Raw genomic sequence first — 13,100 nt, forward strand, 5'->3', positions numbered from 1 at the left:
ATGGGCTTGATAGACAAACACGCGATTATCGAGAAAAACGCCACGCTGCTTCTGGTCGGATCGCTGCTGGTCGTGACTGTCGGTGGCATCGTCGAGATCGCGCCGCTGTTCTACCTCGACAACACGATCGAGAAGGTCGACGGGATGCGGCCATACTCGCCGCTCGAACTCGCCGGCCGTAACATCTATGTGCGCGAAGGCTGCTATCTCTGCCACAGCCAGATGATCAGGCCGTTCCGCGATGAGGTCGAACGCTATGGCCACTACAGCCTCGCGGCCGAGTCGATGTTTGATCATCCTTTCCAGTGGGGGTCCAAGCGCACCGGCCCCGACCTGGCCCGCGTCGGCGACCGATACTCCAATACGTGGCACGTCCAGCATCTGACCGACCCGCGCTCGGTCGTGCCGGAGTCGATCATGCCGAGTTATGCGTTCCTGAAAGACAACCCCATCGAGGTGAAGGATTTTTCGACCCACCTGGTCGCCAACAGGCGTGTCGGCGTGCCCTACTCGGACGACATGATCGCTCATGCCAACGCCGATCTGATGGCGCAAGCGGATCCCAATGCCGACACCACGGCGCTGCTGGCGCGATATCCGAAAGCCAAGGTCGGCGATCTGGACGGGAATCCGCAGCAAGTCACCGAGATGGACGCTCTAGTCGCTTACCTTCAGATGCTCGGCACACTCGTCGACTTCAAGAACTACGACGAAGCCGCCGGTTACCGTTGAGGAAAAGATGATGACTTACAATTTGATGCGGGAATTTGCCGACAGCTGGGGCTTGCTTGCCATGGCGCTGTTCTTCGTCGGCTGTATTGCCTTCGCGCTCCGTCCAGGCGGCAAGACGCAGGCCAACGAGGCCGCCCAGATACCGCTCAAGGACGACTGATCATGAGCAACGAGCATATCGACGAAGTCTCGGGCATCACGACGACCGGTCATGAATGGGACGGCATCAAGGAGCTCAACAACCCGCTGCCGCGATGGTGGGTGATCACTTTCTACGTCACCATCGCCTGGGCGGCAGCCTACACGATCGCCTATCCGGCCTGGCCCATGCTGAGCTCGGCCACGAAAGGTGTGCTCGGCTATTCCTCACGCAATGAGGTGAAGTCCGAGCTGGCCGCGGCGGAAACCGCCAAGGTCAGATTCGTGACGGCCATCCAGCAAAAGTCCGTAGCTGAAATAGCAGCGGATGATGCGCTGCGTGAATTCGCCGTCGCGGCAGGCGCGGCGACATTCAAGGTCAATTGCGTGCAGTGTCATGGTTCAGGGGCGCAGGGATCGAAAGGCTTTCCCAACCTGAATGACGACGACTGGCTGTGGGGCGGCAAGGCCGACCAGATTCAGCAGACGATCATGCACGGCATCCGTTTCAGCGCTGATCCGGATACAAGGGTGTCGGAGATGCCTGCGTTCGCCGACATCATCACTCCCGAACAGATCGCACAGGTCAGCGCCTATGTCGCCAGCCTTTCCGGTAAAGTCAAAGATTCGAGCCTTGTGGGCCCCGGGGCCAAGGTCTTCGCGGAAAATTGCGTGGCCTGCCATGGCGACAATGCCAAGGGAAACAGGGAATTCGGCGCGCCAGACCTGACCGATGCAATCTGGCTCTACGGGTCCGGCGAGACGGCTATCGCCGAACAGGTCCGCTCACCCAAGCATGGCGTCATGCCGGCCTGGCTCGGACGCCTGGGCGATACCAAGGTCAAGGAACTTGCCGTCTACGTGCATTCGCTTGGCGGTGGAGAATAGGAAGCGGGGCCTGTTCTCAAAGCCCTCAACCGCCCAAGCGACGAGGCCCGGCCATGCCGGGCCTCGATTTGTTTTCGGCTTCCGCCTTTGACCTGCATCAACGCGCCGTGGCGTCCCCTCCGGCAAGACTGATGCAAGGTGTTGTCATTGCCGGCATTGGAGAGACACGTGTTGGATCAGACGCAGGTGGAAAGGCTCGAGGCCGAGGCGGTGAATTCCGCCAAGACGCGACAGCCGCTCTATGCCGCGCGCAAGAAGATTTTCCCGAAGAGAGCTTCCGGCCGATTCCGCCAATTCAAATGGCTGGTAATGGCGGTCACGCTCGGCATCTATTATCTGACGCCTTGGCTGCGATGGGATCGCGGGCCGTTCGCTCCCGACCAGGCTGTCCTGCTCGATCTGGCGAACCGCCGCTTTTACTTCTTCTTCGTCGAAATCTGGCCGCAGGAATTCTACTACGTCGCCGGCCTCTTGATGATGGCAGGCGTCGGGCTTTTCCTTGTGACATCCACTGTCGGACGCGCCTGGTGCGGCTATGCCTGCCCGCAGACAGTCTGGGTTGACCTGTTCCTGGTCGTCGAACGCGCCATCGAAGGCGATCGCAATGCCCGCATCAAGCTCGAGGCCGCGCCGTGGACCGCCCGCAAGCTCGTTCTGCGCATATCGAAGCACGCCATCTGGCTGCTGATAGCGGTGGCTACCGGTGGCGCCTGGATTTTCTATTTCGCCGATGCCCCAACACTGGCGATGAACGTCGCAACCGGCACCGCCGCGCCAGTTGCCTATGTGACCATCCTGGTGCTGACGGCGACGACATATACGTTCGGCGGTCTCATGCGCGAACAGGTATGCACCTATATGTGCCCATGGCCGCGCATACAGGCGGCCATGCTGGACGAGAGCTCGCTGACGGTCACGTATAATGACTGGCGTGGCGAACCCAGATCGCGGCATGCCAAGAAGGCCGTTGCCGCAGGCCAACCCATCGGCGACTGCGTCGATTGCAATGCCTGCGTCGCGGTCTGTCCGATGGGCATAGATATCCGCGACGGCCAGCAGCTTGAGTGCATTACCTGCGCGCTCTGCATCGACGCCTGCGATGGCGTCATGGACAAGCTCGGCCGAGAGCGCGGATTGATCGCCTACGCAACGCTGTCGGACTACAACGCCAACATGTCGCTGGCCACTGCCGGCGGCACCACATCGGTCAACCCGACACTGGTCAGGACGACCGATGGGACATTCTCCAGCGGCCTGGCGCACTTCCATTTGCGCAACATCTTCCGCCTTCGCACCTTCATCTATCTCGGCGTGTGGTCGGCGATCGGGCTGGCGCTGCTCTATTCGCTGCTGACGCGCGAACGGCTCGAGCTTAACGTTTTGCATGACCGCAATCCGCAATTCGTCACGCTCGCGGACGGCTCGATACGCAACGGCTACACCGTCAAGCTGCTCAACATGATCCCCGAGCCAAGAACGATCGAGGTCAGCCTGCAAGGCCTGCCTGGAGCCGAAATGAATGCCGTCGGCATCGATATCCCAGCGTCCCAGTCTTTCACCACGGTGGCAGAACCCGACCGCTTGAAGGTGCTCAGGGTTTTCGTGCGTCAGCCATCGGCCCAGATCACAGGCATCGCGCGGACGTTCACATTCCGGATCAGGGATCAGGCTGGCGTCGAGTCAGCCGAATATACGGCCACATTCAACGCACCGGAGACCGCCAAGTGAGCGCGCAACCACATAAAACCCGGGAATTTACAGGCAAGCACATGCTCTTCACCATCGTCGGCTTCTTCGCGGTGGTCATCGGCGTCAACGTCACGATGGCGACGCTTGCAAACACAAGCTGGACCGGGCTGGTTGTCGAAAACAGCTATGTCGCCAGCCAGCAATTCAACCAGAAGGCCAGGGATGGGCGCGCGCAGGCGGCCCTCGGCTGGACGGGCAAGTTGACCATAGCGTCCGGAAAGGTCGGCTACTCGTTGACCGACGCATTCGGCAAGCCGGTCTCGTTGCGCGCGGTAAAGATACTGTTTCGCCATCCCGCATACGAAGCCGAGGACAAGGTCGTGACCCTGGGTGCTGACACAGGGCAGGCGTTCAGTGCCCAGCACACGCCAAAGGACGGGGTCTGGATCGTCGAGATCGATGCCGATGCGGGCCAGGCTGAACCCTATCGCGATGTTCGCCGGATCATGATTGCCAAGGGAGCGATGCTTTGAGCTGCTGTGCGCCTGGCGCCGAAATGGCATTGGACTTGACTGTCGCCGCCACGCCGTCGAGCGACGAGATCAAGCTGGCGAGCCGTTCGCTTGGCGGCGATCTCCACCAGACCGACGTGTCGGTGCCGTCGGTTCATTGCGCTGCCTGCATCCACACCATCGAAACCGCGCTCGGCAAGCTTGAACATGTCGAGAGCGCGCGGGTGAACCTATCAACGAAGCGCGTATCGATCCGATGGCGTGGCGACGTGGTCCCGCCAATGTTCGCGGCGCTCGACCGCTCGGGGTATCAGGCGCACCTCTTCGATACCGAGGTGACCGGAAAGGACCGGACGCTTGCAGAGCTGATCCGCGCCGTGGCTGTTGCCGGTTTCGCTGCTGGAAACATCATGCTGCTGTCTGTCTCGGTCTGGTCCGGTGCCGAGGGCGCGACCAGGGACCTTTTTCACTGGGTTTCAGCGCTCATCGCTTTGCCTGCGCTCTTCTTTGCGGGCGGAATCTATTTTCGCTCGGCAGCGAATGCGCTGCGCCACGGGCGCATGAACATGGACGTGCCGATCGCGGTCGGTGTGTCACTGGCATACGCAATGAGTCTCTTCGAGACGATCAACCACGGCGAGCACGCCTATTTCGACGCGTCCGTGTCGCTGCTGTTCTTCCTGTTGATCGGTCGCACGCTGGACCATGTCATGCGCGAGCGTGCTCGGATGGCTGTCAACGGCCTTTCGCGGCTAGCGGCACGCGGCGCCGTGGTGTTGCGCGGTGAAGGCGGTCGCGACTACCTGCCGATCGGCGAGGTCGAACCAGGCATGCGGCTGCTGATCGCGGCCGGAGAACGGATCCCGGTCGACGGAACCATCCTCAGCGGCGCCTCGGATCTCGACTGCTCGCTCGTATCGGGCGAAAGCACGCCCAGGACAGTCGGTTCGGGATCGCATATCCAGGCCGGTATGCTCAATCTTACCGGCCCACTCACGATAACGGCGACAGCCGCGGCCAAGGATTCGTTCCTCGCCGAAATGGTCCGGTTGATGGAGGCCGCCGAAGGCGGTCGGTCGAAATATCGCAGGATCGCCGACCGCGTCTCCTCGCTCTATGCTCCGGTGGTGCACCTTGCCGCCTTGCTGACGTTTCTTGGCTGGATGGCAGCAAGCGGCGACTGGCACCAGGCGATCACGATCGCAATTGCAGTCCTCATCATCACCTGTCCGTGCGCGCTCGGCCTCGCCGTGCCGATCGTGCAGGTAGTCGCGGCGCGACGACTGTTTGAAGCCGGCGTCATGGTCAAGGACGGTTCGGCCATGGAGCGGCTGGCCATGATTGACACGGCCGTGTTCGACAAGACGGGGACGCTGACGCTCGGGCAGCCCAGGCTGATCAATGCGTCATCGGTCGACCCAACCATGCTGGCGATCGCGGCCGATATGGCAGCGCATTCCCACCATCCCTTTTCGAAAGCAATAGCCCGTTTTGCCAGCGCGTCGGCGCAACCCAAACTCGAATCCGTCACCGAGCACCCGGGCTTGGGCATGGAAGCCTTCACTGAGGGCAACACCTGGCGTCTCGGCAGGCGCGGTTGGGCCGGCTGGAAAGCCAGAACCGGCGGCGAGGGTAAGCATGGCTATGGTGGAACGGTGCTGACGAAGAACGGGTTGATCGTCGCCACGTTCGCGTTCGAGGATGCCGTGCGCGCCGATGCCAGGCAGGCCCTGGGCATGCTGAAGACAAACGGCGTGTCGATCAATATGCTGTCGGGCGACACTGCCAAGGCGTGCAGCGAAGTCGCCGGCGCTTTGGGCATCGAGCGCTATGTTCCGTCACTGCTCCCCTCCGGCAAGGTCGAATGGGTCGAGGCACTGGCGCGCGCCGGCCACAGGGTTCTGATGGTCGGCGACGGGCTGAATGACACGCCGGCACTGGCCGCCGCTCATGTCTCGATTGCGCCTGCAACGGCAGCCGATGTCGGCCGCAACATCGCCGACTTCGTTTTTCTGCGCGAAAGCCTGCTTGCCGTGCCGCTTGCGCTGGAGATCTCGCGCAAGGCCGGGCGGCTGATCCGTCAGAACCTCGCTATCGCCGTGGTCTACAACGCCATTGCCGTGCCGATTGCCATAACCGGGCATGTGACGCCGCTCATCGCGGCGATCGCAATGTCCGCCTCGTCGCTGCTGGTGATCGGAAACGCCATGCGGCTTCAGCGTTTCTCGCGGGCGGCGCCGCGTGAAAGCATGTCGCAAGGCAGACCGGCCGGCGCCAGCGTGCTGGCCCAATCTCGATGACGAGCCTCATTTACCTCATCCCGGCGGCTCTGCTTCTTGGGGCGCTCGGCCTGTCGGGCTTTCTGTGGGCGTTGCGAAGCGGTCAATACGAGGACCTCGATGGCGCCGCGGAGCGCATTCTGATCGACAGCGACGACAGCGCTGAGGATACCCCCCGCTCCCAGAGTCAGGTGATTTCAGGTCAAGTCGACCTGAAATCTGAATCCGCTTCTAGATCAAACGGATAGAGCATGATGTCTTCCGAAAGCCGCTTCACACTTTTCGGCATCATGCTCTAGTGACTCAGATCAAAGCGACGCTGATCGGAATGCCCGAGTATCGCGCGAAGAAAGCAGGAGGTGGGCATGCAAGCCGAAGCCATAATGACGACGCCGGTGATCACGATTGACGCGACCGCCACGCTCGCCGAAGCCGTTGATCTTATGCTTTTAAGGAAGGTCAGCTGTCTGCCGGTCACGCACAGCGACGGAACCCTCGCTGGGATTGTCAGCGAAGGCGATTTCTTGCGCCGGGAAGAACTTGGCACGCAGCGGGTTCGTCCTCGCTGGCTGCGGTTTCTCCATGGTCCCGGCAAGTTTGCCGATGACTATGTGCGCGCGAATGGACGGTTTATCCGCGAGGTGATGACCACGGAGGTCGTCTCGGCGCCTCCAGCCACACCGCTAGCGGAGATTGTCGACCTGATGATGCAGCACGACATCAAGAATGTGCCGATTGTCGATCAAGGCAAAATTGTCGGCATCATCACACGCACGGATCTGCTGCGCGCCCTGATCAACACGACGCCGAAGCCGGGCGCCACGGCGTCCGACGACGAGCAGATCCATAAGCAGATCGTCGCGGAGCTTCAGAGCCAATCATGGGGCGACGGCGACCTTATCGGGGTGAAAGTCGACAACGGCGTTGTTGAACTGAGCGGAGCGATTGTCGACGAGCGCCAACGCAAGGCGGCGATCGTTGCGGCGGAGAATGTTGCCGGCGTCAGGCAAGTCAAGGACAGCCTGTTTTGTGCGGACCCCTTTTCCGTCATCCTGGTTTCATAACAGCGAAAGCCGCGCCGGAAACCCGAGCCTTATTGGGTCTTGCTTTCTTCCCACACGCCCTTGGCTTTCAGCCCCTCAGCGACTTCCTTCGGCATATAGCGCTCATCATGCTTGGCAAGCACGCTGTCGACGACGAAGACGCCGCCCGTGCTGAACGTGCCCTCCGTGATGACGCCCTGCCCCTCTCGAAACAGATCGGGCAAGATGCCGGTATAAGTGACTTTGACGGACTTCTGCTCGTCAGTGACGGAGAAGGCGACCGTTGCCCCTTCGCCGCGCACCACGGTTCCTCGTTCGACGAGGCCACCGAGGCGAATGCGCTGGCCGGGCTGGACAGGAGCCGAGGCGAGATCCGCTGGCATATAGAAATAGGAAGCCTTCTGGCCGAGCGCATAGAAGGTGAGGCCCGTGGAGGCGCCAAGAAAGGCCAGCCCAGCCACGATCACGGACAATCGCTTCTGCTTGCGTGTCATCTCTTACTCCTTCGCCATTACGCCGAGCGAGGCGGCAAAGCCGGTGAATTTCTTGGCGTCCTCGCTGTCAGTGCCAAAGGCGGTGACGGCGCGGTGAAGCGCGTCGCGCGCCTGATCTCGCTTGCCGAGCACCGCAAAGGAACGGATAAGCCGCATCCATCCCTCCGCGTCGTGCGGATTTTGCTTCAGCCGGTCATCAAGACCGGCGACCATGGTTCCAATCATTGCCCGTCGGTCTTGCGGCGGCATCGTTTGCGCCGCCTCGATCTGCTCAGGACCAGGGCCATCGTCCGAGGTTCCGGCGGCGACCGCCGGTTCGGCTCCCTTCCCCAGCGCCTGCTGGACGGCGCCAAGCCAGGGAGAATCCGGCGGGAGTGTTTCGAGCATCCGTTGCCAGGCGGCGTTGGCATCCGCTCTCTTGCCTTCCTGGGCTAGCCCCATGCCGAGATAGAAAGCTGCCTTGGCGTTTGCGGGATCGAGTTTAAGTGCTGTCCGAAACGCGGCTTGCGCGTCAGCTGAGACTATCCCGCCGGCGGCGTTGGCGATTGCTTCGCCGAGACCAGTCTGGCGAGCGGCGCTGTCGCCGTTAAGGCGGATGGCATTGCGATAGGCGGTCACAGCCGCGGGGAAGCGCTGCAAGCGCAGATAGACCGGGGCCAACACGTCCCAACCCTTGCCGTCGGAAGGGTTTGCGGCAAGGTGGGCCTCGGCGCGGGCGATCAGCGCATCGACAGAGGAACCGGTCCCGTTGCTCGCAAGCCGCTCTGCCAGCGGCTGCGACGGCAGATCCGGCGAACCGAGCTTGCCGTAGAGTCCCCAGCTCACCAGAGGCACCGATAGGACGGCGACCGTGGCCACGATTTTGGCCGCGTGGCCGGGCAGTTTCGCCTCGATGCCGGCCCCCCGGCCGCGAGGCGCAGGATTCGGCGACCGATTTCGGCGCGCGCCTCCACGGCCTCTGCCGGCTGGATGAGGCCACGCGCCACCTCGAGGTCGAGTTCGGCAAGCTGGTCGCGATAGACTTCGAGATCGTGGTCGCCTGCGGCGGGACCGCCCTTTACACCGCCAATCAGCGGCAAAAGCACCGCCAGGCAGGCGCCAAGCGTGAGAGTTGCGGCTATGATCCAGAACAGCATGGTTTTTCCATTTGGGGCAGCCTTTCCGTAAAGCGCCTTTGTGGATCGGTCTCCACGGGTGCAGTTCTGCGGTGCACGGAGCTGGCGGCGTTCCGCAGATTCGACCGAATCTGCGTCAGCGATGTCGATTGCCATCCAACGTTGGCGCTAACGCTGCCCCGCAGCGAGCCGCAACCGCGCGATCAGGTCGCTGTTGCGGCAGTAGGCAGGGGGATGATTGGCATTCTGCTCATTGTCGAGCCAGGTCGAGCATTCCTCTTGATGGCCGCAAGACCGGCATCTGTCGACGGCACGATTGGTAACTTGGATCTGATCCGCAACGACCTTCAGCTGCCTGTCGACGCCGAGCTTCCGCATCATGCGGTCCATCAGAGCCGTCCGCACGTCAACTGCAATCAGGTAGTCGAGAAAACGCATGTCGCTCACTCCTTGGACCGCCATCTTAGCTGTCTTGCGCGGCGCGATAATTGATCTGGATCATTGGGATCCACGACGGCCAGATCGATTTTGCCGATCGACATGACAACCTCAGTACGACATCAGACGATTGATGCCGCTCTCCTGTACCAGCGTCCGGGTCATGCCGCCGAACGCCCACTCCCGCAATCGGCTGTGTCCATAGGCGCCGGAAACGATCAGGTCCGCGTGGATCGAGCGGGCGAACGCCGTCAGCCGTTCTCCTTCGGGTTCGCCTGAGAGAATTTCGGTTCTCGCCATGATGCCGTGATGCTCAAGATACACCGCCACATCCGCAAGGCTGTTGCGCACGTCGTCGTGTTCGCTGTCTATCGTGGCGACGATGACGTCCTTGGCCTTGGACAGAAAGGGCAAGGCATCGGCGATTGCCCTGCGCGCCTCTCGCGTGTCTTTCCAGGCAACGAGGACCGTGTTTGCCAGCATAAGCTCGCAATTGCTGGCTGCAACCAACACCGGCCTGCCGATACCGAGCACCAAGCTTCCGATATCGACGGCGCGGAAGACATTTTCGCCTTCGTCAGGGCCGGTCACGATCAAATCAGCCTGTCGGGCAGCAGCTCCGAGCAGGCGGGTGGGACTGCAAACCTGCTGCATCCATTCATTGCTGAGCGAGGTCGGAACGAGTCTTTCGAATTCGCCGTGCAGTGCGGCGAGCCGTTTTTCGATTTCGGTCCGCTGGATCTGCATGACCTCGCCTTCGTAGACCAGTCCCTCACCGGTAGAGACCAAGGGCGGTACATCCGCTGCTGCCAGCCCGATCAGATGAGCGCCAAAGCGCTCGGCAAGGGTCGCCCCGAGTTTCACGATCGGGGCTGGATCTGCGTCTACGGCAAGATTGACGATTATTGACTTGTAAGACATGAGAACTCCTGGTGCAGACATTGCTTGCATCATGAATTGCAGTGTGTGACCTGTGCTGCCTTGATGCCGGTCAAAGAGCGCGGGGTACCCACGTCGGCGTCTCGTTACAGCTCACCTCGGAGCTGGTATGCGTGTGGATTGATGGGTGCTACACCAACCGGTGTTACCGGTTCTCGATCAAAGGGCTGCGTGTGACCAGGAAGATGCCAGTCTCATCCGACGATGATGTTGCAGCGGCGGACCTTCCCGCTGACCAGCGCGAGCAAAAGCGCGGTGTCGGGGCAGAACAGGAGCTCCTCGCCCTGATGTTCGACCAGGCTCCGGGCTTCATGACGTTGCTCAGCGAACCTGGTCATGTCTTCCAATTGACCAACGCCGCTTATCAACGCTTGATCGGTCAGCGGCAGGTCATCGGAAAATCGGTGCGGGAGGCTTTACCCGAGCTAGACGGTCAGGGGTTCTTTGAGCGGCTCGACCAAGTGAGCGAGACTGGCGAGCCCTATGTCGGGCGCGGTGTCAAAGTCGTGCTTCGCAACGCGCACGATGGAACGACCGAGCAACGCATCCTCGACTTCGTCTACCAGCCCATCAAGGCTGGCGATGGCCATATCACGGCGATCTTCGTCCAGGGCACGGACGTCAGTGACCTTTCCTTTGCCAATGCCGCGCTGCAATTGCGGGAGGACCATCTGCGTTCAATTCTGGCCACAGTTCCCGATGCCATGGTGGTTATCGATGAGCAGGCCCGCATTCAATCTTTCAGCACGGCTGCCGAGATGCTGTTCGGCTATAAGTCAAGTGAAGTCATTGGCGTGAATGTCCGTATTCTCATGCCGTCGCCGTACCAGGAGGAGCACGACGGATACCTGCACCGGTATCTCAGCACCGGAGAGCGCCGGATCATTGGTCTTGGCCGAACCGTGACTGGCATGCGCAAGGACGGATCGACATTTCCGATGGAACTCGCTGTCGGCGAGATGCATCCGGGCACAGGCCGCTTCTTTACCGGCTTTTGTCGCGATCTCACCGAACGCCACAAGGCTGAGGCCCGGATACAGGAGCAGCAGCAGGAATTGCTGCATATGGCTCGCTTTACAGCACTGGGCGAGATGGCTTCGACATTGGCGCACGAAATCAACCAGCCGCTGACAGCCATTACCAACTATCTCAAAGGCAGCCGCCGGCTTCTCGAAAGGAGCCAGGATGAAAACGCTGCCCTGTTGCGCGAAGCCGTGGAAAGAGCTGCCGAGCAGGCCTTGCGCGCTGGAGACGTCATCCGCCACCTTCGCGATTTCGTCGCGCGAGGCGAAAGCGAGCGCCAGGTCGAGCGTTTGACGACCATTATCGAGGAAGCCTCATCGCTGGCGCTGGTGGGCGCGAGGGAGGCCGATGTGCGTGTCAGCTATGAGCTTGACCCGGCAGCCGAACTCGTCTTGACCGATCGCATCCAGATCCAGCAGGTGTTGCTCAACCTGATGCGCAACGCTGTTGAAGCCATGGAGGGAGCGGCACGCCGCGAGTTGCGGGTCGTTACCAAAGTACGCACCGACGGAATGGCAGAAGTCAGTGTGAAAGACACGGGTCCAGGCTTGGCGCCAGAGATATCGGCGCAGCTCTTTCAACCGTTTGTTACCACCAAGAAACAAGGTATGGGCGTCGGCCTGTCCATTTGCCGCACTATCGTCGAATCACATGGCGGTCATATCTGGACCGAACCTATGCCCGGTGGAGGAACGGCGTTCCGATTCACCCTGCGCATTGTCGAGAAGGACGAGGTTGCTAATGGCAGGCAATGAAGTCGTGCATGTCGTCGACGACGACGTGGATGTTCGCAAATCGCTGGGCTTTCTGCTGGCGACGGCTGACTTCGCCGTCCGCCTCCACGAGTCGGCCACGGCTTTTCTGGCGACATCGACAGGGGAGATCGACGGCTGCATCCTGACCGATGTGCGCATGCCCGGCATCGATGGGATCGAGTTTCTGCGGCAGCTCAGGGCTCGCGGACAGACTGTCCCCGTGATCGTCATGACGGGGCATGCCGATGTGGCGCTGGCTGTCCAGGCAATGAAGGAGGGAGCGGCCGATTTCATCGAGAAACCTTTCGACGACCAGATACTCATCGACGCCATCCGCCTCGCTCTCGACAACCGCAGCCAGATGGCGGTCGCGCATCCACAGGCCCTTGATATCCACAAAAATCTGGCCACGCTTTCTGAGCGCGAGCGTCAGGTCCTGGATGGTCTGGTCTCGGGTTTGCCGAACAAGACCATCGCCTATGATCTCGGCATCAGCCCGCGGACGGTCGAAATTCATCGCGCGAATGTCATGAGCAAAATGGGCGCCGGCAGCCTCTCGCATCTCGTGCGCATGGCGTTGATCGCCAACTCCAAGCAGTAGAGACGCTAGCCCGGCTGCTTGTTTTTAGGTTCCCAGTCACGCCAATGGGTCGGACGAATGTCGACGCGAGCGCCGTTTGTGGCGTTCTTCCAGCCTTCGCGCCCTTTCTCACAGGGAAATATGAGCGTGTGCAGGCCGTCATCATCGATGACTGCCACTTCGAGGCTACGGCCGTAGGGCGCGCTTGCGATCGGATTCCACATTAGGCCATTGTGAAATATCGGCTCTTGCAGCGCTTTGATTTGAATCATTTTGGCGGCCGCCAGATCCGGTTTGCGATGGTCGGATAGTGAAGCCGGCTAACCTGGCCGTGTGGCCGCCTTTGACCAGGTGATAGCATCGTTGTGCCTTCGGCCGACCAAAAGCCGAGACCCGCGACGACGACATGTTGCCGCGAAGCGCGTTCGCTTTCGATAGCGGCACCGATGCTCGACGCGGCACTCGATCCTAGTTT

At 61.2% G+C, this 13,100-nt stretch carries 13 protein-coding genes and 2 pseudogenes; 10 read left to right on the plus strand and 5 right to left on the minus strand.

Annotation, left to right across the window (positions count from 1 at the left end; translation table 11 throughout):
• The 8 genes and pseudogenes from ccoO (at window position 1) to EB233_RS27900 (ending at window position 7,302) form a co-directional block, all read left to right on the plus strand.
• A complete protein-coding gene (gene ccoO, locus EB233_RS27865; protein ID WP_064989168.1) occupies window positions 1-732 on the plus strand; it encodes a cytochrome-c oxidase, cbb3-type subunit II in 732 nt (243 codons plus the stop codon).
• Between the two features lie 7 nt (window positions 733-739).
• Entirely contained in the window at window positions 740-892 is a 153-nt protein-coding gene (locus EB233_RS27870; RefSeq protein ID WP_027056241.1) for a cbb3-type cytochrome c oxidase subunit 3, read from the plus strand.
• Window positions 893-894: 2 nt separating this feature from the next.
• Window positions 895-1,758 carry a cytochrome-c oxidase, cbb3-type subunit III gene (ccoP, locus tag EB233_RS27875; protein ID WP_064989167.1) on the plus strand — a complete coding sequence of 288 codons (864 nt, stop codon included), beginning with the start codon at window positions 895-897 and terminating at the stop codon, window positions 1,756-1,758.
• A gap of 168 nt (window positions 1,759-1,926) precedes the next feature.
• On the plus strand, window positions 1,927-3,486 hold the full coding sequence (gene ccoG, locus EB233_RS27880; protein WP_064989166.1) for a cytochrome c oxidase accessory protein CcoG: 1,560 nt from the start codon (window positions 1,927-1,929) through the stop codon (window positions 3,484-3,486).
• A 41-nt stretch (window positions 3,487-3,527) separates the two neighbouring features.
• On the plus strand, window positions 3,528-3,980 hold the full coding sequence (locus tag EB233_RS27885; RefSeq protein ID WP_425487720.1) for a FixH family protein: 453 nt from the start codon (window positions 3,528-3,530) through the stop codon (window positions 3,978-3,980).
• Entirely contained in the window at window positions 3,977-6,259 is a 2,283-nt protein-coding gene (locus tag EB233_RS27890; protein WP_064989164.1) for a cation-translocating P-type ATPase, read from the plus strand. The genes EB233_RS27885 and EB233_RS27890 overlap by 4 nt, the downstream gene beginning before the upstream one ends.
• Window positions 6,256-6,405: pseudogene (gene ccoS, locus EB233_RS31930) on the plus strand (cbb3-type cytochrome oxidase assembly protein CcoS); the annotation flags it as partial. The gene EB233_RS27890 and the pseudogene ccoS, both read left to right, overlap by 4 nt.
• 198 nt (window positions 6,406-6,603) lie before the next feature.
• Window positions 6,604-7,302 carry a CBS domain-containing protein gene (locus tag EB233_RS27900; protein ID WP_064989162.1) on the plus strand — a complete coding sequence of 233 codons (699 nt, stop codon included), beginning with the start codon at window positions 6,604-6,606 and terminating at the stop codon, window positions 7,300-7,302.
• Between the two features lie 29 nt (window positions 7,303-7,331).
• Here the strand turns inward: EB233_RS27900 and ccmE are convergent, their stop codons facing one another.
• The 4 genes and pseudogenes from ccmE to EB233_RS27920 form a co-directional block, all read right to left on the minus strand.
• A complete protein-coding gene (ccmE, locus tag EB233_RS27905; RefSeq protein ID WP_064989161.1) occupies window positions 7,332-7,775 on the minus strand; it encodes a cytochrome c maturation protein CcmE in 444 nt (147 codons plus the stop codon).
• Between the two features lie 3 nt (window positions 7,776-7,778).
• Window positions 7,779-8,911, minus strand: a pseudogene (gene ccmI / locus EB233_RS27910) (c-type cytochrome biogenesis protein CcmI).
• 147 nt (window positions 8,912-9,058) lie between these two features.
• Entirely contained in the window at window positions 9,059-9,328 is a 270-nt protein-coding gene (locus EB233_RS27915; protein WP_064989269.1) for a DUF6455 family protein, read from the minus strand.
• Window positions 9,329-9,439: 111 nt separating this feature from the next.
• Complete coding sequence (locus EB233_RS27920) at window positions 9,440-10,249, minus strand: universal stress protein (RefSeq protein ID WP_027056250.1); 810 nt, start codon at window positions 10,247-10,249, stop codon at window positions 9,440-9,442.
• 203 nt (window positions 10,250-10,452) lie between these two features.
• Here EB233_RS27920 and EB233_RS27925 point away from each other — a divergent pair, with 203 nt between their 5' ends.
• The gene (locus EB233_RS27925) at window positions 10,453-12,045 is read left to right on the plus strand and encodes a PAS domain S-box protein (protein WP_081294039.1); all 1,593 of its coding nucleotides are present in this window, start codon (window positions 10,453-10,455) and stop codon (window positions 12,043-12,045) included.
• On the plus strand, window positions 12,032-12,646 hold the full coding sequence (gene fixJ / locus EB233_RS27930) for a response regulator FixJ (protein WP_064989160.1): 615 nt from the start codon (window positions 12,032-12,034) through the stop codon (window positions 12,644-12,646). The genes EB233_RS27925 and fixJ overlap by 14 nt, the downstream gene beginning before the upstream one ends.
• Window positions 12,647-12,651: 5 nt before the next feature.
• Here the strand turns inward: fixJ and EB233_RS27935 are convergent, their stop codons facing one another.
• The gene (locus EB233_RS27935; RefSeq protein WP_343064834.1) at window positions 12,652-12,897 is read right to left on the minus strand and encodes a hypothetical protein; all 246 of its coding nucleotides are present in this window, start codon (window positions 12,895-12,897) and stop codon (window positions 12,652-12,654) included.
• Window positions 12,898-13,100 lie beyond the last annotated feature (203 nt).

Source organism: Mesorhizobium erdmanii, assembly GCF_013170725.1.
GTDB classification, from domain to species: Bacteria; Pseudomonadota; Alphaproteobacteria; order Rhizobiales; family Rhizobiaceae; genus Mesorhizobium; species Mesorhizobium erdmanii.

What these genes read in the sequence shown, in the direction of transcription:
- ccoO (WP_064989168.1), top strand. Translation starts at nt 1, where the DNA reads ATGGGCTTGATAGACAAACACGCGATTATCGAGAAAAACGCCACGCTG.
- EB233_RS27870 (WP_027056241.1), top strand. Translation starts at nt 740, where the DNA reads ATGATGACTTACAATTTGATGCGGGAATTTGCCGACAGCTGGGGCTTG.
- ccoP (WP_064989167.1), top strand. Translation starts at nt 895, where the DNA reads ATGAGCAACGAGCATATCGACGAAGTCTCGGGCATCACGACGACCGGT.
- EB233_RS27885 (WP_425487720.1), top strand. Translation starts at nt 3,528, where the DNA reads ATGCTCTTCACCATCGTCGGCTTCTTCGCGGTGGTCATCGGCGTCAAC.
- EB233_RS27900 (WP_064989162.1), top strand. Translation starts at nt 6,604, where the DNA reads ATGCAAGCCGAAGCCATAATGACGACGCCGGTGATCACGATTGACGCG.
- ccmE (WP_064989161.1), bottom strand. Translation starts at nt 7,775, where the DNA reads ATGACACGCAAGCAGAAGCGATTGTCCGTGATCGTGGCTGGGCTGGCC.
- EB233_RS27915 (WP_064989269.1), bottom strand. Translation starts at nt 9,328, where the DNA reads ATGCGTTTTCTCGACTACCTGATTGCAGTTGACGTGCGGACGGCTCTG.
- EB233_RS27920 (WP_027056250.1), bottom strand. Translation starts at nt 10,249, where the DNA reads ATGTCTTACAAGTCAATAATCGTCAATCTTGCCGTAGACGCAGATCCA.
- EB233_RS27925 (WP_081294039.1), top strand. Translation starts at nt 10,453, where the DNA reads ATGCCAGTCTCATCCGACGATGATGTTGCAGCGGCGGACCTTCCCGCT.
- fixJ (WP_064989160.1), top strand. Translation starts at nt 12,032, where the DNA reads ATGGCAGGCAATGAAGTCGTGCATGTCGTCGACGACGACGTGGATGTT.
- EB233_RS27935 (WP_343064834.1), bottom strand. Translation starts at nt 12,897, where the DNA reads ATGATTCAAATCAAAGCGCTGCAAGAGCCGATATTTCACAATGGCCTA.